Here is a 26726-nt window from a genome sequence, read left to right as displayed (position 1 = left end):
TGATCGTTCCTCGGTTCATCGGGAGGTGCCGGCGCGGCGCTTGGCCCAGACGTCGAACGCCACGGCGGCCAGCAGCACCAGACCCTTGATCAGCATGACCCGCTCGCTGGGCGCGCCCAGCAGGGACATGCCGTTGTTGATCACAGCCATTATGAGGCCACCGGTGATGGCGCCGACGACCTTGCCGACGCCGCCCTGGACCGCCGCGCCGCCGATGAACGCCGCCGCGATCGCGTCCAGCTCGAAGTTGGTGCCGGCGGTCGGGCCGGCCTGGTTGAGCCGCCCGGCGAAGATGATGCCGGCCAGCGCGGCCAGCACGCCCATGTTGACGAACAGCCAGAACACCACGGACTTGGTCTTGATGCCCGACAGCCGGGCGGCCTGGAGGTTGCCGCCGAGGGCGTAGACGTGCCGGCCGAAGACGGCGCGGTTGGTGACCAGCGTGTACCCCACGACGAGGACGGTCAGGATCACCAGCACGAACGGGAGGTTCTTGAACCGGGCGAGCTGCACGACGATGGCCATCACGACGAACGCGGCCAGCGCCATCTTCACGACGAACAGCGGCAGCGGGTCGACCTTCTGGCCGTATCCCGAGCGGCCCTGGCGGGCCCGCCACTGGGTGAGCACGATGCCCACGACGGCGACCACGCCGACGATCAGCGTGAACAGGTCGGCGCCGCCGAGCCCGCCCAGGCCGACGTTGCCGAAGTAGCCGGGCAGGAAGCCGTTGGCCAGCGTACGGACCTGGTCGGGGAACGGGCCGATGCCCTGGTTGCCGAGCACGGTGAGGGTCAGGGCGCGGAAGACGAGCATGCCAGCGAGCGTCACGATGAACGCCGGGATCTCGAAGTAGGCGACCCAGTAGCCCTGCCACGCGCCGATCAGCGCTCCCGCCGCGAGGGTCAGGACGACCGCGAGCGGCCAGGGCACGTGGTGGTTGACCATCAGCACGGCGGAGATCGAGCCACAGACGGCCACGACCGAGCCCGCGGACAGGTCGATGTGCCCCGAGATGATGATCAGGATCATCCCGATCGCGAGGATCAGGATGTAGGAGTTCTGCACGAGGACGTTGGACATGTTCTCCGGCGAGAGCAGGTCCCCGTGCGTGAGGATCGCGAACAGCGCGACGATCAGCGCGAACGCGACGTAGATCCCGCTCTGGCGCAGGTTGACGGAGAAAATCCGGTCTGCCACGCCGCCACGGGACGGGGGCGGGGCCTCGCCCTTGTCCGGGCGGGCCGGTGCGACGCTGCTCATGAGACTACCTGCTCCTCGTCGTATCTGGTCATGTACTGCATGAGCCGCTCGGGTGTGGCCTCCTCGCGGGGGACCTCACCGGTGATGCGCCCGGCCGACATCGCGTAGATGCGGTCGCAGATGCCGAGCAGCTCGGGCAGCTCCGAGGAGATGACCAGCACGGCCTTGCCCTGGTCGGCCATCTCATTGATGATCGAATAGATCTCGTACTTCGCACCGACGTCGATGCCGCGGGTGGGCTCGTCGAGGATCAGCACGTCCGGGTCGGTGAACAGCCACTTGGACAGCACGACCTTCTGCTGGTTCCCGCCGGACAGCTTGCCGGTCACCGCGAGGACGCTCGGCGCCTTGATGTTCATGCTCTTGCGGTAGCCCTCGGCGACGCGGAACTCCTCGTTGTCGTGGACCCATCCGCGCTTGGCGAGCTTGCGCAGCCCCGCGGTGGAGACGTTGCGCTTGATGTCCTCGATGAGGTTCAGGCCGTACCGCTTGCGGTCCTCGGTGGCGTACGCGATGCCGTGCTTGACGGCGTCGCCGACCGACCTGATGCGGATCTCCTTGCCGTCCTTGTAGACGCGGCCGGTGATCCCGACGCCGTAGCTACGGCCGAACACGCTCATCGCCAGTTCCGTACGCCCGGCGCCCATCAGGCCGGCCAGGCCGACGATCTCGCCGCGCCGCAGCGTGAGGTTGGCGCCCGACACCACGAGACGCTCGTGCTGGGTGGGGCTGCGCACGGTCCAGTCCTCGATCCGCAGCACCTCCTCGCCGATCGTCGGCTCGTGCTCGGGGAAGCGGTGCTCCAGGTCGCGGCCGACCATGCCGGAGATGATGCGGTCCTCGGTGACGAGGTCCTTCTCCATGTCGAGCGTCTCGATCGTGCGGCCGTCGCGCAGGATGGTCGTCGAGTCCGCGATCGCCTTGATCTCGTTCAGCTTGTGGGAGATGATCACGCAGGTCATGCCCTGGTCGCGCAGGCCGCGCAGCAGGTCGAGCAGGTGCGCGGAGTCGTCGTCGTTCAGCGCCGCCGTCGGCTCGTCCAGGATGAGCAGCCGCACGTCCTTGGAGAGCGCCTTGGCGATCTCCACGAGCTGCTGCTTGCCGACCCCCAGGTCCATCGCCGGGGTGACCGGGTTCTCGTCCAGGCCGACCCGGGCGAGCAGCTCGGCGGCCTCGGCGTTGGTCTTGTTCCAGTCGATCAGGCCGCGGTGGACCCGCTCGTTGCCGAGGAAGATGTTCTCGGCGATCGACAGGTACGGGCTGAGCGCCAGCTCCTGGTGGATGATGACGATGCCGTGCTTCTCGCTCTCTCGGATGTCCGAGAAGCGGCACAGCTCGCCGTCGAAGTGGATCTCGCCGTCGTACGAGCCGTACGGATAGACCCCGGACAGCACCTTCATCAAGGTGGACTTGCCCGCGCCGTTCTCACCGCAGATCGCGTGGATCTCGCCGCGCCGCACCACCAGGTTGACGTCCTGCAGCGCCTTGACGCCGGGGAACGTCTTGGTGATCCCGCTCATCCGCAGAATCGCGTCGTCGGTCATGTCGTGCCCTTCATGTCACGCCGGAAGGGCGGGCGGCGCACTCGGCGCCGCCCGCCCCTGACCCGCTACTGCACCTGCTGGGCGGTGTAGTAACCGGTGTCGATGAGGGTCTTCTGCACGTTGTCCTTGTAGACCGCGACCGGCTGGAGCAGCTCGGACGGGACCACCTTGACGCCGTTGTTGTAGTCCGTGGTGTTGTTCACCTCGGGCTTGCCGCCCTTGAGCACGGTGTCGGCCATCTTCACGGTCACCGCCGCGAGCTGGCGGGTGTCCTTGTAGATGGTGGCGTACTGCTCACCCTTCATGATCGACTTCACCGAGGCGAGCTCGGCGTCCTGGCCGGTCACGACCGGGTACGGCTGGCCGGAGGTGCCGTAGCCGGCGCTCTTGAGGGCCGACAGGATGCCGATCGACAGGCCGTCGTACGGGGACAGCACGCCGTTGACCTTCGGGCCGCCGGTGTAGGCCTTGGTGATCAGGTCCTCCATGCGCTTCTGCGCGGTGGCCGGGTCCCAGCGCAGGATCGCGACGGTCTTGAAGTCCGTCTCCTTGCTCTTGACGACGAGCGTGCCCTTGTCGATGTAGGGCTTCAGCGTGGCCATCGCGCCGTTGAAGAAGAACGTCGCGTTGTTGTCGTCCGGCGAGCCGGCGAAGACCTCGATGTTGAACGGGCCCTTGGCGGTGCCGTCGGTGCCGTCCTCCTTCTTCAGGCCGAGGCCGACGAGGAGGGAGGTGGCCTGCAGGACGCCGACCTTGTAGTTGTCGAAGGTCGCGTAGTAGTCGACGTTCGGCGACTTGCGGATCAGCCGGTCGTAGGCGATGACCGGGATGTGCTTGTCGGCCGCCTCCTGCAGCTGCGTGGTGAGGGCGGTGCCGTCGATCGAGGCGACGACCAGGAGCTTGGCGCCCCGGGTGATCTGGTTCTCGATCTGGTTGACCTGGGTCGGGATGTCGTTCTCGGCGTACTGCAGGTCGACCTTGTAGCCCAGCTTCTCCAGCGAGGACTTGAGGTTGTCCCCGTCGTGGATCCACCGCTCGGACGACTTGGTCGGCATCGTGACGCCGATCAGCGCGCCCTTGGCCGAGTCGCCACCCGTCGCGCCCTTCTTGTCGACGCTCTTGGTGCTCGAACCGCACGCCGCGGTCACGCTGAGGGCCATGAACAGGCCCGTGGCCATCGTGGCCAACTTAGTGATCTTCATCTCTCACCTTGGGTGGGGGCTAGGCGGTTACGCCGGGGTTACGACTGAATTTCCCACTGCTGTGTCGGGAGTGTTAACGGTCACAAATCCGATGTCAAGACACAGTTCGGCAACGCCGCTGTCTCCCAACAGCTCTGCCGAGGAGTGTGTTACCGGTAACATCGCGCCCCTATCTGGGCACCTCGGCAGGCGCGTCCGGGGACGGTCGGCGGACAAGACGGATCAGGTTCCACGAGACGGGCGGCAGCACCGCGGACGGCGTGCCGTCCGCCATCCGGACCTCCGGAGCGGAAGGCGAGGTCCAGCGTCATGCGCGCCGTCAGCGCATTGATCTCATCCGGTCGCGGACAGTGACCTCGGAAGAGTTAGTGTTAGCGCTAACCATGTTCCGGGGTCAACGGTTGACTTCTGGATGGTTATCGCTAACACTCCTCGGCAACCTGGTGGAAACATGACGACGTCCGAGGATCCGGAGCTTGGGGGAGGTGACCGTGGGCAACGATCTCGCGAAGCCGGTCGGCCCCGGTTCCGGCAGAGGCACGGGCACCGTGGTGATGGCGGACGTGGCGAAACTGGCCGGCGTGTCGCCCATGACGGTGTCTCGGGTGCTCAACTCTCCGACACGGGTACGGCGCGAGACGCGGATGCGCGTCCTCGACGCCGTACGGGAACTCGGCTACCGGCCCAACTCGGCCGCCCGGGTGCTCGCCACGGGCCGTTCCGGCGTCCTCGGGGTGGTCGGTTTCGACACCACCCTGTACGGCCCCGCGTCGATGCTGTTCGGGATCGAGCAGGCCGCCCGTGACGCCGAGTACGGCGTGACCATCACCAGCCTCGCCGCGCTGACGCAGCGCAACGTGACCGAGGCCGTGGACCGGCTGCGCGGTCAGTCCGTCGACGGCGTCATCATCATCGCCCCGCACGTCGCGTCGGTCGAAGGGCTCGGGGACCTCGCCTCCGGCCTGCCGATCGTCGCCGTGGGCGGCGGGGACGGCGGGGTCATCCCCGTCGCCGCCGTCGACCAGCACGCGGGCGCCGCGGCGGCGACCCGCCACCTGCTCGATCTGGGCCACGCGACCGTGTGGCACCTGGCCGGCCCGACCGACTGGGTGGAGGCGGGCGCCCGGCGGGAGGCGTGGGAGCACACCCTTCGCGCCGCCGGACGGGACGTCCCCCCGGTCGTCATCGGCGACTGGAGCCCGCGCTGCGGCTACGAGTTCGGCAAGCGACTGACCGGCGACCCCTCGGTGACCGCGGTGTTCACCGCCAACGACCAGATGGCGGTGGGCCTGATCCGGGCCCTGCACGAGGCGGGGCGCCGCATCCCCGGCGACGTCAGCATCGTCGGCTTCGACGACGTCCCGGAGGCGGCGTACCTCACCCCGCCCCTGACGACGGTCGGCCAGAACTTCGGTGAGGTCGGCCGGCACGCGCTCCGGCTCCTGCTGGAACGCATCGGCGGTGCTCCCGCCGAGGAGGACCGCCGGATCATCGTCGAACCAGAGCTCGTCGTGCGCCAGAGCACGGGCCGCCCCGGCTGACGCACTTCGTCCCATCCCCGACTCTTGTCCAGCCTTGGCCGCCCTCCAGGACGGCCTCGAATGATAGCGCTAACACCCCCTGACGAATAGGGAGCCCATCCATGCGAATCACCCGTATCTCCACCCACGTCGCCGGGACCCCCTGGCGCAACCTGACGTTCGTTCAGGTGCACACCGACGAGGGACTCGTCGGTGTGGGCGAGGCGCGGATGCTCAACCACACCGACGCGCTCATCGGCTACCTCGCCGAGGCCGAGGTGAACCACATCGTCGGGTCGGATCCGTTCGACATCGAGGATCTGGTCCACCGGATGAAGTACGGCGACTACGGCCGCGCCGGTGAGGTCGTGATGTCCGGGATCGCGTGCGTCGAGATGGCCTGCTGGGACATCGTCGGCAAGGCGCTCGGCCAGCCGGTGTGGCGGTTGCTCGGCGGCAAGGTCCGCGACAAGATCAAGGCGTACGCCAACGGCTGGTACACGGTCGAGCGCACCCCCGAGGCCTTCCACGCGGCGGCCACGAAGGTCGTCGAGCGCGGCTACCAGGCGCTGAAGCTCGACCCGTTCGGCACTGGCACGATGGAGCTGGACCACGCCGAGACCATCCGCTCGGTCAGCCTCGTCGAGGCGGTCCGCGACGCCATCGGGGAGGAGGCCGAGCTGCTCGTCGAGATGCACGGCCGGTTCTCCCCCGCGACCGCGATCCGCCTGGCCGGTCTGATCGCGCCGTTCCGCCCGAGCTGGATCGAGGAGCCCTGCCCGCCGGAGAACCTCAAGGCCCTCGCCAAGGTCTCCGCCCACACCGACCTGCCGGTCGCGACCGGCGAGCGGATCCACGACCGGATCGAGTTCCGCGAGCTGTTCGAGCTGCAGGCCGTCGACATCATCCAGCCGGACATCTCCCACATCGGCGGCATCGCGGAGACCCGCAAGCTCGCCGCCACCGCCGAGACGCACTACGTCATGGTCGCCCCGCACAACGTCGGCGGCCCGGTGCTGACCGCCGCCAACCTGCACCTGGGGGCCTGCACCACCAACTTCAAGATCCAGGAGCACTTCAACGACTTCGCCGACTCGGCGATCAAGAGTGTGGCTCCCGGCCTGCCCGAGGTCGTCGACGGGTACTTCTCCCTGCCCGAGGCCCCGGGCCTGGGCGTCGAGCTGGACCTGGACGCGCTCGCCGAGTTCCCGCGTCAGCAAGCCAACTTCAACCTGTTCGCCGAGAACTGGCACCTGCGCGACCCGGCCAGGGCCAAGTGAGCCGGTCCGTACTCCTGGAGCAGCCGGGTCGCCACCGGCTGGTCAAGGGAGAGGTCCCCAGACCCGGGCCCGGCGAGGTCCTCGTCCGGGTCGCCGCGGCGGGCATCTGCGGCAGCGACCGCGAGCTGTACGAGGGCGGGCGCCCCGAGGCGTACCGCACGTTCCCGATCGTCCCCGGCCACGAGTGGTCAGGGACGATCGAGGAGGTAGGGCCGGGCGTCGACCCCGCCCTCGTCGGCCTGCCCACCGTCGGCGAGGGCTTCGTGAGCTGCCAGGTCTGCGAACGCTGCCGCGCGGGCGACACGAACCTGTGCCACGCGGGCTACGACGAGATCGGGTTCACCCGGCCCGGCGCGTTCGCCGACCACCTGATCGTGCCCGCCCGCCTGCTGCACACGCTGCCGCCGGGCATTGACCTGCGGGCCGCCGTGCTGCTCGAACCGGCGGCGGTCGCCGCCGCCGCGGTGCTCCGGGCCGCTCCCCTGCCCGGCGAGCGGGTCGGCGTCGTCGGCGCGGGCACCCTCGGCCTGCTGACCATCCAGTTGCTGGCCGCGTCCTCGCCCGCCGAGCTGATCGTCAGCGACCCCCGCGCCGGCCGGGAGCCCGTCGCGCGGACGGGCGGCGCGACGGGCTACTTCCACCCGGACGAGCTCGGCGAGCTCGACCTCGACGTGGTCGTGGAGACCGCCGGCGCCCGCGACTCGGCGGCGGCGGCCAGCCGGCTGCTGCGCCGGGGCGGGCGGCTGGTGCTGACCGGCATCCCCGGCGTGGTCCCGGAGATGCTGTCCCCCTCGGCGATCGTCGAACGCCAGCAGACGGTGACCAGCGTGTTCGGCGCCCCGTCGGCCGCGTGGGCGCACGCCGTGCGCGCCTTCACCGCCGGCCTGCTCGACCTCGGGCCGATGGTGACGCACGAGTTCACCCTCGAGGAGTACCCCGACGCGGTGGCACTCCTCGGCCAGGGCGGCGACGACGTCGGCAAGATCATTCTGAAGCCTTAAGGAGTTTTTCGTCATGAGCGTTCCCCGGTACCCCGGCGAGCACCTGCTCGGCCGGCTCGGCATGCCCGCCCGCAGCGCCGCCCCCGCCGGCTCGGAGGCCCGGTTCCCCGACGGCGGAAGCTGGCGGACCGAGCTGCCTTCCTGTGAGGGGCCGGAGGTGCTGGCCGCCGCCCTGGAGGAGATCGACCGCCTCGAGGTGCCCATCCACCGCATCAGCCAGGGCAGCGGCATCTGGATGCTCACCGACGCCGAGATCACCGAGATGGTGAAGGCGTGCGAGGAGCGCCACATCGAGCTGTGCCTGTTCGTGGGCCCGCGCGGCACCTGGGACATCGGCGCCGGGGTGAAGGCGTCGTCCGGCGGCTCCGGCCCGCGCGCCCGTGGCCGCGACCAGCTCGCCCAGTGCGTCGAGGAGGCCGAGCGCGCCATCGCCCTCGGCGTGCGCTGCCTGCTCGTCGCCGACGAGGGCGTGCTGTGGACGCTGCACCGGCTGCGCGCCGCCGGGGTGCTCCCGGCCGACGTCACCTTCAAGGTGTCGGCGCTGGTCGGACCCGTCAACCCGGCCGCGTACACGGTCTGGGAGAAGCTCGGCGGCGACTCCATCAACGTGCCCAGCGACCTGACCATCGCACAGATCGCCGAGCTGCGGGCGCAGAGCGCCGCGCCCATGGACTTCTACGTCGAGGCCCCCGACGACCTCGGCGGGTTCGTCCGGCTCTACGACGCGGCCGAGCTGATCCGCTGCGGCGCGCCGATCTACCTGAAGTTCGGCCTGCGCAACACCCCCGGCGTCTACCCGGTCGGCCGCCACCTGCGCGACCTGGCCGTCAACGCCATCCGCGAGCGGGTGCACCGCGGCCGCCTGACCCTCGACATCCTCGAGCGCCTCGGCGCCGACGGCGGCATGTCCCCGCTGGGCTCGCGCCTCCCCGGCACCCTGAACCGCTTCCCCACCGACGGAGACCTGTGATGACGCTGCTGTACGGAGTCGACCCCCGGACCGGCGAACGCCTGGAGCCGGGCGTGGAGGAGACCTCCGCCGAGACGGTCGCCGCGCTGGCCGTCGCCGCGGCGAACGCCGCGCGACCGCTCGCGGCCCTGCCGCTGCGCGAGCGGGCCGCGCTGCTGGACGCCGTCGCCGACGCGCTCGACGCGGCCACCGATGAGCTGGTGACGCTCGCCGACGCCGAGACCGCGCTCGGCCGCACCCGCCTCACCGGCGAGGTCGGCCGGACCACCGGGCAGCTGCGGCTCCTGGCCCAGGAGGTACGAGGCGAGGGCTTCCAGCGCGACGCCGCAGAGCCCGGCTTCGTACGGGCGCTGCTGCCGATCGGGCCGGTCGCGGTCTACGCCGCGAGCAACTTCCCCTTCGCGTTCTCCGTCGCGGGCGGCGACACGGCGTCGGCCTGGGCGGCCGGCTGCCCGGTCATCGTGAAGGCCCACCCCGGCCACCCGCGCACCTCGGTCCGTACCACCGAGATCGTCACCGAGGCCCTCGCGAAGGCGGGCGCGCCGGAGGGGACGTTCGCGGTCACGCACGGCTTCGAGGCGGGCCTGGCCCTCATCAACGACCCGAACATCAAGGCGGCCGGGTTCACCGGCTCGGTGCGCGGCGGCCGGGCACTGTTCGACGCCGCCGTCAGCCGCCCGGACCCGATCCCGTTCTACGGCGAGCTGGGCAGCGTCAACCCCGTCTTCGTCACCGAGGCGGCCGTCGCCGCCCGCGGCGAGGAGATCGCGCGCGGCTACGTCGGGTCGTTCACCCTCGGATCGGGGCAGTTCTGCACGAAGCCGGGGCTGATGTTCCTGCCCGCCGGGCACGGCCTCGAGTCGGTCCTGGCCGACGCGATCGCGCCGATCGAGGCGCCGGCGCTGCTGACGCCGCCGATCGTGGACGGGTTCCGTACCGGCGTCGAACGGCTCGCGGACGGAACGCGCACGGTCGCGGAGAGCGCCGGGGCGCACCTCTTCGCGGTGAGCGCCACGGAGTTCGCGGCCCGGCCCGAGCTGGCGGAGGAGTGCTTCGGCCCGGCCTCCGTCATCATCGAGTACTCCTCGGAGGAGGAACTGCACGCCGCTGCCGCCGCCGTACCCGGCTCCCTCACCGCCACCGTGCACGCCGAGTCGTCCGACGCCGACCTGGCGCGCGACCTCGTCACCGAGCTGGCCCGGCACGTCGGGCGGATCGTCTACAACGGCTGGCCCACCGGCGTCGCGGTCAACCACACGATGCAGCATGGCGGCCCCTGGCCCGCGACGACAGCGCCGCTGCACACGTCCGTCGGCACGGCCTCGATCCAGCGCTTCCAGGTCCCGGTCTCCTTCCAGGGCCTGCCCGACGAGGTGCTCCCGCCGTCGGTCCGGTGAATTAACGCATTGCCGACGTGATCGCCGCCTCCTAGCCTGATGCTCCATCGGCGTGTAGCTCAGTCAGACAGAGCACCGGGCTTGGGACCCGGAGGGCGCGGGGGCGGCACCCGCCACGCCGGCATGAACCGTGAAGAGGTGCACGTCGGCACGGGGTACCCGTCCTGGCAGCTGGCGAAGGCGTTCACGACCGCGTCGAGCCACGAGGACCCCGCGACCCGGCGGCGGGCGGAAGAACGCCTCCACCGCTGGGAGCAGGTGGTGCGCGGGATGGCGGCCGGCACTCTCACGATCGGGTCCCGCACGCCGGTGGCCGGCCTCCCGGCCTGGGTCACCCCGGAGGTCGTACGCGGCGGGTTCGCCACGGGCGAGGCCGCCGCGGGCGGGCCCCTCCTCCCGCACGAGATCGCGACCGCGCGCGGCGCCGGGGTGCCCGCCGACCGCCACGCGCTGTTCCGCCACCACCTGACCGACGCGGGCCTGGCCGAGCTGTACGCGCTGCTCGACGGCGGCGCGTACGAGGTCGCCCTGCCGGAGGAGGCCGCGCTGCTCACGGTCGCGTGGCTGCTGCGGTCCGGCGACCGGGACGCGGCGCTGACGCTGCTGGAGCAGATCCACCCGTTCGCCGACCGGCTCCGCTTCGCGCCGCGACCGGTCGCCGCGCCGCCGCCGTCGTCGGCCGGCGATGCAGTCGTGCATCGGGAGACGGTCGGCGAGGTGCACGCCGCCCTCGACCGCCGCCGACCGCACCGCGCCATCACCGCGATGAACGAGGCGCTCACCGTCTGGAACCCCTTCGCCGACGAACTCCTGGCGCACTGGCTGAAGACGGTCGAGTCCGATCGGTTCATGGCCGGTCAGGTGGAGTCCCATCGGTTCGCGACCGGACAGGTGCAGTCCAGGCGGGTCACGGCCGGGCTGGTCGGGGCCGTCGATCCCGACGGCTGGCGGGAGCGCGGCGCCGACCTGCTCGCGCGGTATCGACGCCTGGCCGTTGTCCACACCCTGTGCACAAAGCACCGCCGCCCGAAGGAGAACCTCACGATCCTGCGGACCGCGCTGGAGGAGAGGGTCGCGGGGCGCGACCTCACGCCCCGGCTGCGCGGGCTGCTCCAGCACGCGGTGGACTCGATGGTCCGGCGGCGCGGCGTACCCGGCTCCCCGGAGCACACCACGCTGCGCGAGGCCCAGGCCATCACGGCCGCCCGCCCGACACTCCACGCCCTCGCCCAGGTCCTCGTGGCACGCCTGGCGGACCTTCCGCCGGACGCGGGTCTGCCGTCCGTCGACGAGACGGTCGCGCCGGTGACCGAGGAGGAGGCCCGTACGGGAGCGGCCGCGGGCAGCGAGATCCCCGACCCGCTGCGGCGGGTCGTCGAGCGGGCCCTCAGCGCCCCGATCGCCACCCTGGTCGAGCGTGGCGTGGTCCCGTCGGCGGAGGTGCTGGCCGAGCTCGTTCCCCAGCTCGTCGCCGTGACGACCGCCGAGGCCTACGAGGACGCCGCGCTCCGCGCGCTGATGGCGGCGGTGTACCGCGCGTTCCGCAACCGGCGGTCCCTGCTCCTGCTCAACCTCGAGCACCAGGTCCGGCTCGAGGAGCTGCCCTGGGTGGCCGCGGTGACGCGGTACCGCTCCACGACCAAGGGCGGCGGGCAGGCGCGAGTCGCGCTCGTACGCCTCGGGGAGCTCGCGCTGCAGGGCTTCCCGGGCACGGTCCTGCCCAACCCGCTGATCCAGGAGCTGTCCGCGCTCGCCCGGCAGGCGGGCGTCGACGTGCCGTTCACGGAGGAGCTGGCCGCCGACATCTTCATGGGCGCCTTCTCCCCCAAGTTCGGGCGGGCCGCCCGGCTGGCCGCCGACGTGCTCGAGGGCACGCTCTACGAGCGCTACTACGGGATCGACTACGCGGCGGTCCGCGGCCTGGCCGACCCCGACCGGTTCGCCGCGGTGTGCCGCGGCCGGGCCGGCGACCGGACGGGCGGCTCGTGGGTCGCGGCCAACGGCATGATGATCGAGCAGGCGCAGATCCTCACGACCCACAACCTGGCCGCACTCGTCCACCCCATCGGCGTCTATCCGTCCGGAGGCTGGCCGGAGCTCGCCCGCCGGGCGTTCACGACCGTGTGCCGCCTGGTGACGCGGATCCACGGCAACCCGCGTCCGCTCACCACCATCAAGGACGCGGCGTACGCCTGGCGGCAGACGCTGTTCTTCTTGTCGCTGTGCGGACTGGAGGACCAGATCGCCGTCATCGCCTGGATCCAGGAGGAGACCCGCCGTCACCCCGAGCACGTCGTACGGCGGCTCGCGCCGGTGCTCACCGGACTGCGACACGTCCTCGTCGGCGGCAGCCTCGACGACGGCAGCGCCCCGAACGCCCGCCGCCTCCTGGGCTGGAGCGCGGCCGGCCACTGGATGCGCAGCGGCTCCTAGTGCCCAGGGCCCTGGCGTTAGCCGCGACTGCGCGCCTACCAAGGTCAGGGTCACCGGCTACTGGAAGGTGACCGGCACACGCAGGATCACCATCACCTTCACCGGGTCGGCTCCCAAGGGGAGCCTGGCGCGGGTGTCGCTCTTCTACGGCTCCAAGAACGGCTCGGTCGACCACGACTACCTGAGCTTTGGATCCGGATGGTCCAACACGCGGACGATCGACGCGATCAAAAAGGCATAGTCGCACCCCGCGGCCACCATAGATCAAACTTGAAATTTGCCGTGCCGGTGACGCTATGTGATGAACGGAAGGGTGGTCGTCTTCGCGCCAGATGGTGTCTCGGGGCCGGTATTCGGTCGGAGGTGTCACGGCGGATAAGGGCCAGCCGGGCTGCGTACGGCAGGCCGAGACTTTCATTGGTGCTGGTGGCCCAGGTGTTTCGGCGCGGGTCAGTTCGTAAGTGGCTGGGATGGCTGCGGCGTGCAGGGAGGGCCGGTTGCCTTTGATCGTCAGCATGATCACGGACAGAAGGTCATCCTCATTTTTACGTCATGCTAAGTAGCCACAATCGATCCGGGCATCACGTGACGATAACCCCAGACGGGCAAACTTGAAATCGCCCTGGGGGACCCGTGTGTTTCCACGCCGTCTACTGAGACGAGAATATTCTCGTCTCAGTAGACGGCGGCTGAGGCGGTGACGTGCCGTCGGTGCCCATTGCCATGTCCCGTCGATCCGGCCTGCCAAGCCGCGGCGGGGTAGCCAGTACGTCGACCAGCGCACGGTGATCAACGGGATCGTTCGTAGCGGTGACCGGGGTCACAGGAACGTTCGCCCGACACCGCTCCTCTTCCATGCGACACAACACACGGAAGAGGCGGAAGACATGCGAAGCGATCTTCGGCGGGGCGGCGGGCAGGCCGTCGCCGCGCTGCTGGCCTTGGACGGCGTCCTGCATCTGTACTGGGCGACCGGGCTGACCTGGCCGGCCCCGGATGAGCGGTCGTTGTCCCTGGCGGTGCTGGGCGGCGAGGTGCCGTTCACGCCGGGTGTGCTGCTGCCGCTGGCGGCGACCCTGTTCACCGCGGCGGCGGCCGTGCTCGGGCATGCGCTGGGGCGCGGCCCCCGGTGGCTGCGGCGGCTCTGCGCGGCGGTGACGTTCGCCGTCGCGGCGGGGCTGCTCGTGCGGGGGCTGGCCGGCGTGGTGTGGGCCTGCGGGGCGGGTGACGGGTCCGGTGCGGCGTTCGGATGGCTGAACCCGCTGCTCTACACGCCGTTGTGCCTGGGGTTCGGTGTCGCGACCGCGTGGCTGTCGGGGGTCTTCGCCGGGAGATGGGTCCGCGCCGTCGCGATGGCACTGCCGCTGGTGCTGGCGGGTGCCGGCCTGTACGGCGCGTACGGGTGGCGGCCCGGCGAGCAGCGCGGATACCGGTCGCCCTACCTGACCACCGTTGCGTCGCAGTATCTCGAGACGCCCGTCGCGCGCTTCCACTACGTCCGGCAGGGAGGCGGCGGCTCGCCGGTGGTGCTGCTGTCGCCCGGCGCGGCCTGGCTGTTCGCCTGGAAGGAACAACTCGCCGTTCTCTCCCGCACCCACACCGTCTATGTCGTCGATCTGCCGGGCCAGGGCAACACCCAGGTACGCGACCCGCACTTCTCCTGGGACCTGAAGGGGATGACCGCCGCGATCGACGGTTTCCTCACGGCGGCGCGGCTGCCGGCCGTGGCGCTCGCGGGCAACTCCTGGAGCGGCGGCTGGGCGCTGGCCTACGCGCAGCGGCACCCCGCGCGGGTCAGCAGGCTCATCCTGCTCGCCCCGTCCGGCCTGCACGAACGCGACCCCATGAGCTGGGAGGCGCTGAAGATGCCCGCGTTCGGCGAACTGCTGACGAACCTGGGCTCGGGGCGCGGCCTCGTCGCCTCGTCCGTCCGGGCGCTGTTCGTGCACAAGGAGCGGGCCACCGACGAGGTCGTGGACGCGATGTGGGCCCCGGGGACCATCGATGCGAACCGGCGCGCCACCTACCGGCTGGAACGCGGCCTTGACTGGCGCGAGACCGAGCGGGCCATGCCCCGTACCCCTCAGCCCGTCCTCGTCGTGTGGGGGAGGCAGGACACCGTGCTGCCCGTACGGCAGGCGCAGCGGTTCGGCGCGCTGCTGCCGAACGCGCGGGTGCACGTCCTCGACGGATGCGGGCACGCTCTCACCCTCGACTGCCCCGGGCCGGTCGACCGGCTGATGGAAGACTTCCTCAAATGAGCGATGACCCGCACGAACCGGGGATCGCGCTGGCGCGGGCGGCACTGCGCGGCGACACCCTCGCGATGCAGGACCTCCTCGCCCACCTGACCCCATACGTCGCGCGGATCTGCGGGCCGATCGCACTGGACAGCGGACCCGACGCGACCCAGGAGGCGCTGATCGTGGTGTTCCGGTCGCTCCGCTCCATGCGCGACCCGCAGGCGCTGTACGGGTGGGTGCGCGCCGTCGCCGTCCGCGAGGCCGTCCGGATCGCCCGCCGTGACGGCCGGGCCCATCCCGCCGAACTCGCAGACCTCCCCGCGCCCGGCGACCCCCAGCTCGCCGCCGACATCCGCGACGTGCTCGCCCGGCTGTCTCCCGAACACCGCGCGGTGCTCGTCCTGCGGGACGTCGAAGGGCTGGACGAGCAGACCGCCTCCCGCCTGCTGAACCTCCCGGCGGGCACCCTCAAGTCCCGGCTGCACCGCGCCCGGGCGAGCTTTCGAAAGGCGTGGTCCGCATGACCGATGAACAGCAGTGGCCGACCGCCGACCTCGACGATGTCCGCCGCCTGCGCGTACTGGCGGCGGCGATCCCGGGCGCGCGGATCACCGAGCGCGTGCTGCCCCTCCCGGCCGACGAGGTCTGGGCGGTGATGGGCGACCTGGAAGGAGAGTTCGGCCGATTCCAGCCGGACATGCGGCACGTTCGTGTGCTCAGCAGGGACGGAGAACGCGTCGTGGCGCTGGCCCGCAGCCGCTACGGAATGCGCGCCCGGCTGGAAGGGGTGGTCCGGCCCGGCTGGTGCTGGCTGCAGAGCCGGTTCCTGATCATCGGAATGGCGGCCGCACCCGACCCCGACGGCACCCGGATCGCCCTCACCGGCGGCCTGCGCGTCCCGGGCCGCGCCATGATCGTCCCATTCGGCACGGCCCGCGAGCTGGACCATGCCCTGACCCGGCTCGAGACCCGACTCCGCGCGTGACCACCACGAAGCCGATCCATTGGCGGTCACTGCGTATCTAATGGCAGTGCTCGCCAAGGATCATCATGGTGAGGACGCTTCCCGGCCGTCCTGCCGCACGACCGGGCGGAGTGCCGCCGCTACGCGGGTCTGCCGCACTGAGGGGACCGCCGGAGCCGGGCACGGCCGGCCCACGAGGCCGCGGCCGACAGAACTCGCCCCGAACTACGCAAACCCGCCTAAACAGTCGGCGTGTAACCACTACTCTGCCGCTCTACTGACGGTTGCCGCTCGTCCGGCAGTGATCGCCGGATGACGAGTGCGGAAGATCTCTGCGCCGGGGCCACCGGAAACCGTTATCGCCGGGCGGCCGGGACCGTCTCCTGAGCGAGGGCATCGACACGGATGGGAGACCTCATGGGGCAGAGCCGGATAAGCCGACGGGGTGTGCTGGGGCTGACGGGTGGTCTGGCGGTCGCCGGGGTGGCCGGTGTCGCCGGGGCAGGGTTGCTCGACGGCGGGCGCGTCACGGCCGGCAGCGCCAGTGCGAAGCTCGCGAAGGCGCCGGTGAAGCGGTTCGCCCATCCGGGACTGCTGCACACGAGCGCCGACCTGAAGCGGATGCGCACCAAGGTGCGCGCGGGCACCGCGCCGTGGGAGGCGGGCTGGAAGGTCCTTGAGGCGAACGCGCACTCTCGCAGCGGCTGGAAGGCCCGCCCCCAGACGACGGTGTACCGCGGCGGCTCGCCGCAGAACTATGTCATCCTCTACAACGACGTCCACGCCGCCTACCAGAACGCCCTCCGCTGGAAGATCACCGGAGAGAGCGCGCACGGTGACACGGCGCGGGACATCATGAACGCCTGGTCCGCGACCCTGAAAACCGTGACGGGCAACGCCGACCGGTTCCTGGCGGCCGGGATCTACGGGTACCAGTTCGCCAACGCCGCCGAGCTCCTGCGCGGCTACCCCGGCTTCGACCTCGCGCGGTTCCAGAAGATGATGCGCGACATCTTCTACCCGATGAACGACGATTTCCTGAAGAACCACAACGGCGCGTGGATCACGAACTACTGGGCCAACTGGGACCTGGCGTCGATGTGCTCGGTGCTGGCCATCGGGATCCTCTGCGACGACCACGCCAAGGTGCGGCAGGCCGTCACCTACTTCAAGACGGGTGCGGGCAACGGCTCCATCCGCCATGCCGTCCCGTTCCTGCACCCCGGCGGGCTCGGTCAGTGGCAGGAGGCCGGGCGCGACCAGGGCCACACCACGCTCGGCATCGGGCTCATGGGAACGTTCTGCGAGATGGCCTGGAACCAGGGCTACGACCTGTACGGCTACGACGACAACCGGTTCCTCAAGGGCTGTGAGTACGTCGCCAAGTACAACCTGGGACACGACGTTCCGTTCACGCCGTACACCTGGAAGTCCGGCGCGGCGAACACGCATGGACGCACCCAGACCCAGACTCAGGTGTCGCCCTCCGCCCGGGGCGACGTGCGTCCGATCTGGGCGCTGGTCTACAACCACTACGTCCGCCGCCGCGGCCTGCACGCCCCGTACACCAAGACGATGACCGCCAAGGTGCGCCCCGAGGGCGGGGGCGGCGACTACGGCCCCAACAGCGGCGGCTTCGACCAGCTCGGCTTCGGCACACTCGCCTTCACCCGGTAGAACGGCAAGCGGGGCCCGGGCCCTCGGTCCGGCCCCCGCTTCGCGCGTCAGCGACCCTATTGATCGGATGCGTGATCGTGTCTAAGGCGTTCATGAGCGCCGTATGAGAGCAGCCGCCCCAGTACGGCCGAGCTCTCACCCGGACCTCATGGACGTGTCAGTCCGTTCACAGTCCGATTCGTGACCGTGGATGCCATGAGCGACCACGACACCCTCACCACGCAGGACATGCCCGTCCGTCCCCTCCGCAGGTCGTCACACGTCCTGGTGGAAGTCGTCATCCCCGTCTACAACGAGGCGCACGTCCTCGCCCGGAGCGTCGGCCGGCTGCACACGTACCTGACAGGCACCTTCCCGTACGCCTTCCGGATCACCATCGCCGACAACGCCAGCACCGACGGAACCTGGGACGTCGCCATGCGGCTCACCCAGGACCTGCCCCACGTCCGCGCCGTCCACCTGGACCAGAAGGGCCGGGGCCGGGCCCTGCGGCACGTCTGGAGCATCACCGACGCGGACGTCGTCGCGTACATGGACGTCGACCTGTCCACCGGCCTCGACGGGTTCCTGCCGCTGGTGATGCCGCTCGTGTCGGGCCACAGCGACCTGGCCATCGGCTCGCGGCTGGCGCGCGGCGCGCGCGTCGAGCGGGGTCCGAAGCGCGAGATCATCTCCCGCTGCTACAACCTCCTGCTGCGCATGACGCTGCGCACGAGGTTCTCCGACGCTCAGTGCGGGTTCAAGGCGGCGCGCACCGAGACCGTCCGGGCGCTGCTCCCCCTCGTCGAGGACCAGGCGTGGTTCTTCGACACAGAGTTGCTCGTGCTCGCCGAGCGCAGCGGCCTGCGCGTCCACGAGGTCCCCGTCGACTGGGTGGACGACCCCGACAGCCGCGTCGACATCATGCGGACCGCCCTGGACGACCTGCGCGGGATCGCCCGCGTACGGCGGCGCATCCGGCACGGCGAGTTCAGCGCCCCGGTGCCGTCCCGGCGACGGCCCGCCGCCGCCCGCGCGGCGGCCTGACCCCTCCGCCTTCCCCAGCCGTCCCGGCGACCCACCGCCGTCCGCACCACGACCCGGCCCTCCCTCCACAGCCGACCCGGCGACCCAGCCGTCGCCCGCACAGGAAGACCTGTACCGATGACGACGCACATCTCCCCGCCCGCCACCTCGATCACCCGAGATCCCGCCGGACGATACCGGGAGCGCGCTCCCGGCACGTACCGCCCGGAAACGTCCGACCGGACGCCGCGCTGGGTGCGCCCGGCGCTGTGGGCGATCCTCGCCACGGCCGCGATCCTGTACGGCTGGCGGATCTGGTCCCTGTCCGGCAACTCCTACTACTCCGCCGCCGTCCTGTCCGGTGCGCACAGCTGGAAGGCGATGTTCTTCGGCTCCCTGGACGCCGGGAACTACATCACCGTGGACAAGCCGCCGCTGGCGCTGTGGATCCCGGCGCTGGTCGCGCGGGTGATCGGCGTCAACGGCTGGAGCCTGGTCGGCCCGCAGGTCGTCATGGGCGTCGCCGCCGTCGCCGTGCTGTACGCCACCGTCCGGCGGAGCCTCGGGTACCGCGCGGCGCTGATCGCCGCGCTCGTGATGACGCTGACGCCGATCACGGTCGCCATCAACCGGGACAACAACCCCGACACGCTGTTGGTGCTGCTCCTCGTGCTCGGCGCGTGGGCGCTGCAGCGGGCACTGGAATCCGGCCGGCTGCGCTGGCTGCTGGCCTGCGCGGCGTTCGTCGGGCTCGGGTTCAACACCAAGATGATGCAGGCGTACCTGGTGCTGCCCGGCTTCGCGCTGGTCTACCTGCTGTGCGCGAAGGGCTCGACGGTCCGGCGCATCGGTCACCTGGCGGCCGCCGGAGTGGCGCTCGCGGTGTCGAGCGCCTGGTGGATGCTGATCGTCGACCAGTGGCCGGCGAACGACCGCCCGTACATCGGCGGCAGCACGGACAACACCGTCTGGGACCTCGTCATCGGCTACAACGGCCTGGGCCGGATCTTCGGTCAGTCGGGCGGCGGTGGCGGCGGCCAGGGCGCGAACTTCGGCGGCACGTCCGGCGCCGGCCGGCTGTTCAACCAGATCATGGCCGGGCAGATCTCCTGGCTGATCCCGTTCGCCGTCATCGCGCTCGTCGTGGCGGTCGCCCTGCGAGGCCGCGCGCCGCGCACCGATGCCGCGCGCGCCGGGCTGCTCCTGTGGGGCGGCTGGCTGGCCGTGCACTACGCGGTGTTCAGCTTCGCGCAGGGCACCTTCCACCCGTACTACACGACCGCCATGGCGCCCGCGCTGGCCGCCCTGGTGGGGGCGGGCACGGTCGCGATGTACCAGGCGCCGCGCCGCTGGTCGTGGGCGCTGCCGCTCGCGTTCGCCGTCACCGGCGGGTGGGCGTTCGCCGTGCTGCGCCGTACGCCGAGCTGGCACCCGTGGGTGGCCTGGCTGGTCGCGGCCGCCACGGTCGCCGGCGTGGCCGGACTGCTGATAGCGCGCCTCGCGCCGCGTACCCGGACCCGGCTGGCCCTGGGAGCGGCGGCCGTCGGCCTGGCCGGGTCCCTGGCAGGGCCGGCCGCGTACGCCACGACGACCGCGTTCGGCGGCACCGGCAACGGCACCAACCCGACGGCCGGCCCGGCCACCTCGGGCGGCATGGGCGGCGGGCCGCGGATGGGCGGGGGTTCGATGCCCACTGGCATGAAGCCCCCCACCGGCAATGCGCCCCAGGGGGGCGCACCGTCGAGCGGCTCGGCGCCGGGTGGCGCACCGTCGGGTGGTGCACCGTCCGGTGGCTCGGCGTCGCGTGGCTCGGCGTCGCGCGGCGGGCCCGGCGGGGACGTGAGCGCGTCGCTGGTCTCCTACCTGGAGAAGAACCAGGGCGGCGCGACCTGGCTCGTCGCGGTCTCCAGCGCGCAGAGCGCATCGTCGATCATCCTGCAGACGGGAAAGCCGGTCATCGCGATGGGCGGCTTCACCGGCAGCGACCCGGCCATGACGGTCGCGAAACTGAAGCAGTACGTCACCGAGGGCAAGCTGCGCTACGTCCTCCTCGGCGGCGACAACCGTGGGGGCGGCAACACCGCGGTCACCAGCTGGATCAAGCAGAACTTCACGGTGGTGAAGGCGACGGCGTACGGCGGCAGCACGTCGAGCTCGACCGGCAGCGGCATGGCGCTGTACCGCTACAACGGCTGACCTCTCGTCCGCGCGAAGCCGTGGCCCGGTCTCCACAGTCTGTGGAGACCGGGCCACGGCCGTATTCGGCACTCACAGATAATGAGTGGACAGATAATCTCCGCACAGATTATATTCCTGGCAACACCCCCCGCGGAGAACGGAGCAGGGACATGTGGTCTTACGAGCACATCGCCGAGACGGTCGCGACCCCGGAGGCGGTCTGGAGGCTTTGGGCCGACGTGCCGGGCTGGCAGACCTGGAACGCCGAGATCGAGAAGGTCGAGATCGACGGCCCGTTCGCGGTCGGCTCCCAGATCACCATGACGCCCCCCGGGGACGAGCCGATCGTGCTGAAGGTGGCGCAGGCGGAGGAGAACACACTGTTCGTCGACGAGATGGACGCCGGCGACTTCGTCGTCACGACCGTGCACCGCATCGAGCCGCTCGGCGACGGCCGGAGCCGGATCGTCTACCGCACGGAGATCGACGGGCCCGCCGCCGACCAGGTCGGTCCGCAACTCGGCCCGGCGATCACCGCCGACTTCCCCGAGACCGTCGCGGCCCTGGTCCGGCTGGCCGAGGGCCGATGACGTCCCATCCCGACGACAGCCCCGGGTTCCTGCTCTGGCAGGTCACGCTGCGCTGGCAGCGGACAATGACCGCCACCCTCGCCCCGCTCGATCTGACCCATGTGCAGTTCGTCCTCCTGGCCACCACCTGGTGGCTGAACACCCACGGCGAGGAGCCCAACCAGCTGACCCTGGCCCGGCGCGCCGTCACGGACATCAAGATGACGTCGCAGGTGCTGCGCAAGCTGGAGGAGAAGGGCCTGCTGGGCCGCCGGGTCGATCCCGCCGACACGCGTGCCAGGCGGCTGCGCGTGACGGAGCGGGGCGCCGAGGTGGCGCGTACGGCGATCTCGGCGGTGGAGGCGGCCGACGCGGAGTTCTTCCGCCGCGTTCCGGACCCCGCCGCGCTGCTCCGGGTCCTGAGGCCGCTGGCCGTGCCGCCGGACGAGCCCGCGCCCTGACCGAAGTTTTCTGCCGGCCTCCGGAGGCGGGGGGTCACCCGGCCCCCTCGGGGGGGTTCACGGAACCTCACCCGCCGTGATCCGGGCAGGTCGACACGGGTGACGACCTTCCGCCACGCCCTCAGGTCACCGGCCGGATTCCGGCGTGCGTTCGCAAATTGATGCGGCCCGCTCCGACCAGATCACAGAACGGGTGAAAACCCCCCGTAAGATGAGTGCTCGCATTTCCCGGCGCAGGTCAGGGAAGGCGCGGCGGTCGCGGGATCGCCTGCGCCGCAAGGCGATCTGAAGCGATGAGAACCGAAGCTGGCCGAATAGTAAAGCATTGTCGATCGATGAGACATACGTGGCATCTGACCGATAGTGTGCCGCCTGCGCCGTTGATGGAGAGTCTCGCGGCGCACCCTGACCTACTCTCCTTTGCTGGAGGTACTGCATGCGCCTGAAAAAGGCGAGCCTGACCTTTGCCGGTACGGCGGCCGCACTCGCCGTCGCCACGATGACCGCGTCCCCCGCGTGGGCCTGCAACGATCGTGACCCCAAGCTCCAACTGCGGGCGGCCTGCGGGGTGAACGGCCAGCCGAACTGGATGGTGTACAACCCGAACGGGTGGGGCCGGGTGCCCTTCACGTGGTCGGACAGCAACCACGCCCAGAGCTCGACCAAGCTCTGGGCGCCCGCCCGGGGCAGCGTCGCGCTGCCGACCCACGCGTCGAAGGTGAACGTGATCGCCTACCGTCCCGACCGCGGCGACCTGCCGGTGTGGCAGCGCCACGGGACGTTCGGTGTCGCGCACTGCAAGGCTGCCCCGAAGCCGCCTCACCCGCACCCGAGCACGCCGTCCAAGAGCGCGAAGCCGTCGGCGAAGCCGAGCACCGTCAAGAAGACGCACACGGCGACCCCGACGCCCGTCGCGACCGCCCCGAGCGGCGAGGCGCGTCCGGCGACGCCCGTCAAGGCGCAGCCGAAGTTCACCGGCTGACGGACGAACGCGTAGGACGGCCCGGGAAGGCGCGTTCCCGGGCCGTCCGCCTGTCATCCACCTCACGATCTTCTAAGGAGCGGGACGGATGTCCATCAGCTTGGCCGTGCCGGGCCCCCGCTGGGCGGCCGCGGCGATCGGTGTCGCCGTGAGCCTCTCCCTGACCGGCTGCGGCGGCGGCTCGGCCCACGACGCCGCGAAGAGCCCCGCCGCGAACTCCACCGCGAAGGCGGCCGACACCGAGTCGGTGAAGCTGGGCGACGGCCCGAGCACGATCGCCACCGCACGCCCGAAGACGGTCGACATCTTCAAGAGCCCCGGCGACGCGTCGCCGAGCATGCAGCTGAGCAACCCCAACCCCGACGGCGTCAAGCGGGTGTTCCTCGTCGTGGGCAGCAGACCGGGCTGGGTGCACGTCCTGCTGCCGGTGCCGCCGAACGGCAGCGAGGGGTGGATCGCCGAGAAGGACCTCATCACCACGAAGACCAGCTACTGGGTCCAGGTCCTCCAGTCGGCGCACCGGGTGAAGGTCTACCAGGGCAAGCGCGTGCTGATCGACACTCCCGCCGCGATCGGCAAGTCCGACACCCCGACGCCCGGCGGCCGTTACTACCTCACCGAGCTTCTGCAGGCGCCCAACCCCAAGGGGGCGTACGGTCCGTACGCCTACGGGTTGTCCGGCTACTCGACGACGCTGACCCAGTTCCAGGGCCAGGACGCGATCATCGGCATCCACGGGACGAACGAGCCGCAGTCGCTCGGCAAGTCCGTCAGCCACGGCTGCGTGCGGGTCGGCAACACCGTGATCAGCCGGATGGCGAAGATGCTGCCGCTCGGCACTCCGGTCCAGATCAACGCCTGAACCCGCCGGTGCCGGGGCCGCCCCAGAGGGCACGGCCCCGGCCGGACCGGCTAGGCCGGGTCAGGCCCGCTCGGCGGCGCGGTACGTGGCCAGCACGCTGGCGCCGAAGTACGGTCCATAGCTGATCAGACTGACCGTGGTGTGCGCCGCGTGGACGGAGATCTGGTAGCCCGTCCCCTTGCTCACGTTGAAGCCGCGGAACCACGGGCCGCCGCTGGAGCCGCCGTTCATGTCGCAGGCCATGCCGTGGGGCATGACGCCGCCCGGGTCCTGGACCTGAGGGCCGCTGCAGTACTGCAGGGTCTGGCCCTTGTTGCCGTTGGCCGGGTAGCCGAACAGGTAGCCGGTGGGACGGTCAGGCGTGTTGAAGGTGATGCCCTGGCCTCCGACGACCGACTGGATCTTGCGATTCTTCAGGGGCTTGAGGACGATCGCGCCGAAGTCGTACCGGCTGTCCCGCACCCACGTCCCGGAGCCGTCCTTCTTCATGTACTCGCCGGGGACGAACGCACGGCGCACGGCGAACCTCCCGTACGGAGCCTTCCCGTTCTTGTAGCCCGGCACGAAGACGAGGTTCGTGGTCGACTTGCCCGTCGGGGTGCGGAGCGCGTGCGCCACGGTGATGGCCACGTCGCCGTCCTTGCTCTTCACGACATCGGCGGAGGCGACGAACCCCGCGCCACCGTCGCCCTTGCCGAACAGCTTGCCCGCGGTCCTGACGACCAGGCCGCCGCGCTTCCAGGTGGCCTGATTCTTCCCGGTCGTGCTGACGCCGCTCGCCGAGGTCCGCGTCGCGGCGGCCGACGGCAGGACGGGGTCGACGGTCACCGGCGCGCCGCCCTCCGGCCGCGCCGTGGCTCGCATCGCCCGGTCGGCGGTCGACGCCGTCTCGTCCGCGAGGGGCCTGGCGGCCTTCATGCGCGCGGGCGTCCAGTACGCGGCCGTCTTCTGGTCGTCGTCGGGCGCGTACGCGATCGCCGCGGGGGCGGAGCGCGACACGGTGGCGGACTGCGGCCGTGCCGAGGTGGTGGAACACCCGGATGCGACCGCGCCGAGGAACACGACCGCCGTGACGCTGCCCATGAGTCGGGGGGAACCCAATGACACTCCTTGCCGAGGGGGATGTGATCGGGCAGCTTAGGGCAAACGCGCCAAAAGTGGATCATCGTCGGATGAGACGGTGCGCACATCGGCGGCCGGCTGAAGGGTGATGACCCTGTCGGCCTCGGGGGCCAGGTGCAGGTCGTGGGTGATGAGGATGGTCGTACGGCCCGCCATCAGCCGGCGCAGCGGTTCCAGCACCCGGCGGGCGGTCGGCGCGTCCAGGCCCGTGGTCGGCTCGTCGAGGATCAGCACCGGCGCGTCGCGGAGCATCGCCCGCGCGATCGCGATCCGCTGACGCTGCCCGCCGGACAGCAGACGGCCGCGCTGCCCGACCGGGGTGTCGTAACCCTCGGGCAGCGCGATGATGAAGTCGTGGGCGTCCGCCGCCCGCGCGGCCGTGCCGATCTGCTCGTCGGTGGCGTCCGGCCGGGCGTACGCGATGTTGTCGCGCACCGTTCCGGGGAACAGCATCGTCTCCTGCTGCAGCAGGGTCACGGTGTCGCGGAGCGTCGCCAGCGACAGCTCGCGGATGTCGACGCCGTCGAGGCGGACCCGCCCGGCCTGCGGGTCGTAGAACCGCAGCAGCAGCTTGGTGATGGTCGACTTGCCCGATCCGCTCGGCCCGGTCAGCAGGACGAGCTCCTCGGGCCCGGCGCGGAACGACAACCCCTCGACGGCGGGCCGCTCGCTGCCGGGATAGGAGAACGTGACGTCGTCGAAGGCCACCCGTCCCCGCCGCGCGGCGCGGGTGCGGGCCGCCGGGCGGTTGACCACCGCGGGCCGGGCCTCCACCAGCTCGACGATCCGCTCCGCGCTCGCCGTCGCCTCCGAGGCGATCAGATTGACCTGGCCCAGACTCTGGATCGGCGGGTAGAGGTATCCGAGGTAGGCGGCGAAGGACAGCAGGCCGCCCAGCGTCACGCGGTCGTTCGTGAGCTCCCACGCGCCGAAGCCGAGCACGACGAGCACGCACACCGTCTCGATCACCTGCACCAGCGGCTCGTACAGCGCGGCCAGCCGCGTCTCGGCCATCTTGGCCTCCAGCCAGGACAGCCCCTCCCGGTGCAGCCGCCGCTGTTCGGCGCGCTGCCGGTTGTACGCCTGGACGAGCGCCTGATTCGACAGGGTCTCCTCCACGACGCTCGTGATCGCGCCGCTGCTCTCCCGCTCCCGTACGGCTGCGTCCCGGAACCGCGAGGTGAAGTTCCGCATCGCGACCCAGAACAGCGGCGCGACGGCGAACGACACGAGCGCCAGGTCCCAGCGGACGTACAGGGCGGCAGCGGCGAAGATGACCGCGCTGACCGCCGCGGTGACGGTCTGGATCACCCCCGAGGCGACGAACTGCTCGATCGCCTCGATGTCCCCGGTGAGGCGGACCATCAGGTCACCGAGCCTACGGTTGTCGAGAAAGTCCGGGGAGAGCCCCTGAACGTGCGCGAAGACGGAGTCGCGCAGCCGGAGCAGGAACCGCTCCCCCACGAGCGTGGTCAGATAGCTCCCGCCGAAGGTGGCGACGCCGGTCAGGACCGCGAGTTCCAGCCAGATCGCGGCCGGGGTCCAGAACGCGTGCAGATTCTTGGCCGCCAGCACATGGTCGGTGATGTCGCCGAACAGCCAGATGGCGACGACCTCGCAGGCCGCCGAGAGGATCAGCAGCAGCGCGCCGACCACGAGCCACCGGCGAAGCCCGCGCGTGTACGGCCAGAAACGACGGAACGCATCCCGTGTCGAGAGCATTTCTTCCCACTTCCTCGCAGCATGAAGAAGGGAGCCGGCAGGCGATCGCCTGCCGACTCCCTCACCCCCCTTTAACGCGTGTTACCGCTGGTGCGGCGGCACGGGAAGCGGCTTGCCGTGCTTCTTGTGGTGCTTGTGCGGCGGCTTCGGAGCCGGCTTCTTCTTGGGGGGAAGCGGCATGATCTTGCGGAAGCTCATTTTCGGACCTTTCTTCCTCTGTCGCCTTTCGGCGCTTACGAGAAAGACATTAGAGGCCCTGATTGAGAGCCCGCCAAGACGGAAATGAGAGCCGATTAAGATCGGGCTGAGACGCGCCATCAGGTCAACGCGA

22 protein-coding genes and 1 tRNA gene are annotated in these 26726 nt (G+C 70.7%); 18 read left to right on the top strand and 5 right to left on the bottom strand.

Translation table 11 applies throughout. The features are described 5' to 3' along the window. Positions 1 to 15 precede the first annotated feature (15 nt). The 3 genes from mmsB to chvE all read right to left on the bottom strand — a co-directional run bounded on the left by mmsB (position 16) and on the right by chvE (position 4009). Positions 16 to 1263 (bottom strand): multiple monosaccharide ABC transporter permease, encoded by a 1248-nt coding sequence (gene mmsB / locus NE236_RS24975; protein ID WP_252844548.1) that lies wholly within the window; start codon positions 1261 to 1263, stop codon positions 16 to 18. Next, complete coding sequence (gene mmsA / locus NE236_RS24970; RefSeq protein ID WP_252844547.1) at positions 1260 to 2807, bottom strand: multiple monosaccharide ABC transporter ATP-binding protein; 1548 nt, start codon at positions 2805 to 2807, stop codon at positions 1260 to 1262. The genes mmsB and mmsA overlap by 4 nt, the downstream gene beginning before the upstream one ends. Positions 2808 to 2872: 65 nt before the next feature. Then, positions 2873 to 4009, bottom strand: coding sequence for a multiple monosaccharide ABC transporter substrate-binding protein (gene chvE / locus NE236_RS24965; RefSeq protein WP_289850850.1), 1137 nt, complete (start codon positions 4007 to 4009; stop codon positions 2873 to 2875). Between the two features lie 491 nt (positions 4010 to 4500). On the opposite strand from chvE, the gene NE236_RS24960 reads away from it, so the two are divergent. The 18 genes from NE236_RS24960 (at position 4501) to NE236_RS24875 (ending at position 23551) form a co-directional block, all read left to right on the top strand. Next, the gene (locus tag NE236_RS24960; protein WP_252844546.1) at positions 4501 to 5550 is read left to right on the top strand and encodes a LacI family DNA-binding transcriptional regulator; all 1050 of its coding nucleotides are present in this window, start codon (positions 4501 to 4503) and stop codon (positions 5548 to 5550) included. Between the two features lie 101 nt (positions 5551 to 5651). Continuing rightward, entirely contained in the window at positions 5652 to 6809 is a 1158-nt protein-coding gene (locus tag NE236_RS24955; RefSeq protein WP_252844545.1) for a mandelate racemase/muconate lactonizing enzyme family protein, read from the top strand. Then, positions 6806 to 7810, top strand: coding sequence for a zinc-dependent alcohol dehydrogenase (locus tag NE236_RS24950; RefSeq protein WP_252844544.1), 1005 nt, complete (start codon positions 6806 to 6808; stop codon positions 7808 to 7810). The genes NE236_RS24955 and NE236_RS24950 overlap by 4 nt, the downstream gene beginning before the upstream one ends. A 13-nt stretch (positions 7811 to 7823) precedes the next feature. Beyond that, on the top strand, positions 7824 to 8780 hold the full coding sequence (locus NE236_RS24945) for a PH domain-containing protein (protein ID WP_252844543.1): 957 nt from the start codon (positions 7824 to 7826) through the stop codon (positions 8778 to 8780). Beyond that, on the top strand, positions 8780 to 10177 hold the full coding sequence (locus NE236_RS24940) for an aldehyde dehydrogenase (NADP(+)) (protein WP_252844542.1): 1398 nt from the start codon (positions 8780 to 8782) through the stop codon (positions 10175 to 10177). The genes NE236_RS24945 and NE236_RS24940 overlap by 1 nt, the downstream gene beginning before the upstream one ends. Before the next feature lie 48 nt (positions 10178 to 10225). After that, positions 10226 to 10299: transfer RNA gene (locus tag NE236_RS24935), tRNA-Pro, on the top strand. 1 nt (position 10300) lies between these two features. After that, entirely contained in the window at positions 10301 to 12610 is a 2310-nt protein-coding gene (locus NE236_RS24930) for a transcriptional regulator (protein ID WP_252844541.1), read from the top strand. A gap of 67 nt (positions 12611 to 12677) precedes the next feature. Further along, a complete protein-coding gene (locus NE236_RS24925) occupies positions 12678 to 12851 on the top strand; it encodes a hypothetical protein (protein WP_252844540.1) in 174 nt (57 codons plus the stop codon). Between the two features lie 646 nt (positions 12852 to 13497). After that, positions 13498 to 14871, top strand: a complete 1374-nt coding sequence (locus tag NE236_RS24920; RefSeq protein WP_252844539.1) for an alpha/beta fold hydrolase — start codon at positions 13498 to 13500, stop codon at positions 14869 to 14871. Further along, positions 14868 to 15377 carry an RNA polymerase sigma factor gene (locus tag NE236_RS24915; RefSeq protein WP_252844538.1) on the top strand — a complete coding sequence of 170 codons (510 nt, stop codon included), beginning with the start codon at positions 14868 to 14870 and terminating at the stop codon, positions 15375 to 15377. Before NE236_RS24920 ends, NE236_RS24915 begins: the two co-directional genes overlap by 4 nt. Next, the gene (locus NE236_RS24910; protein ID WP_252844537.1) at positions 15374 to 15838 is read left to right on the top strand and encodes a hypothetical protein; all 465 of its coding nucleotides are present in this window, start codon (positions 15374 to 15376) and stop codon (positions 15836 to 15838) included. Before NE236_RS24915 ends, NE236_RS24910 begins: the two co-directional genes overlap by 4 nt. Positions 15839 to 16234: 396 nt before the next feature. Beyond that, the gene (locus NE236_RS24905; RefSeq protein ID WP_252844536.1) at positions 16235 to 17494 is read left to right on the top strand and encodes an alginate lyase family protein; all 1260 of its coding nucleotides are present in this window, start codon (positions 16235 to 16237) and stop codon (positions 17492 to 17494) included. Between the two features lie 180 nt (positions 17495 to 17674). Further along, complete coding sequence (locus NE236_RS24900) at positions 17675 to 18520, top strand: dolichyl-phosphate beta-glucosyltransferase (RefSeq protein ID WP_252844535.1); 846 nt, start codon at positions 17675 to 17677, stop codon at positions 18518 to 18520. A 117-nt stretch (positions 18521 to 18637) separates the two neighbouring features. Beyond that, positions 18638 to 20695, top strand: coding sequence for a glycosyltransferase family 39 protein (locus NE236_RS24895; protein WP_252844534.1), 2058 nt, complete (start codon positions 18638 to 18640; stop codon positions 20693 to 20695). Between the two features lie 152 nt (positions 20696 to 20847). Next, positions 20848 to 21267 carry an SRPBCC family protein gene (locus NE236_RS24890; protein ID WP_252844533.1) on the top strand — a complete coding sequence of 140 codons (420 nt, stop codon included), beginning with the start codon at positions 20848 to 20850 and terminating at the stop codon, positions 21265 to 21267. After that, positions 21264 to 21707: a MarR family winged helix-turn-helix transcriptional regulator gene (locus NE236_RS24885; RefSeq protein ID WP_252844532.1), complete on the top strand. Its 444-nt coding sequence runs from the start codon at positions 21264 to 21266 to the stop codon at positions 21705 to 21707. Before NE236_RS24890 ends, NE236_RS24885 begins: the two co-directional genes overlap by 4 nt. A gap of 436 nt (positions 21708 to 22143) precedes the next feature. Continuing rightward, positions 22144 to 22689: a hypothetical protein gene (locus tag NE236_RS24880; protein WP_252844531.1), complete on the top strand. Its 546-nt coding sequence runs from the start codon at positions 22144 to 22146 to the stop codon at positions 22687 to 22689. Between the two features lie 88 nt (positions 22690 to 22777). Beyond that, positions 22778 to 23551, top strand: a complete 774-nt coding sequence (locus tag NE236_RS24875) for a L,D-transpeptidase (RefSeq protein ID WP_252844530.1) — start codon at positions 22778 to 22780, stop codon at positions 23549 to 23551. Positions 23552 to 23611: 60 nt separating this feature from the next. On the opposite strand, the gene NE236_RS24870 is transcribed toward NE236_RS24875, so the two are convergent. Then, positions 23612 to 24652, bottom strand: coding sequence for a hypothetical protein (locus tag NE236_RS24870; protein ID WP_252844529.1), 1041 nt, complete (start codon positions 24650 to 24652; stop codon positions 23612 to 23614). Positions 24653 to 24688: 36 nt separating this feature from the next. Next, positions 24689 to 26395 (bottom strand): ABC transporter ATP-binding protein, encoded by a 1707-nt coding sequence (locus NE236_RS24865; RefSeq protein WP_252844528.1) that lies wholly within the window; start codon positions 26393 to 26395, stop codon positions 24689 to 24691. Positions 26396 to 26726 lie beyond the last annotated feature (331 nt).

It is taken from the genome of Actinoallomurus purpureus (genome assembly GCF_024055795.1).
GTDB lineage: Bacteria > Actinomycetota > Actinomycetes > Streptosporangiales > Streptosporangiaceae > Actinoallomurus > Actinoallomurus purpureus.
This window is presented reverse-complemented; position numbering and strand designations above follow the sequence as displayed.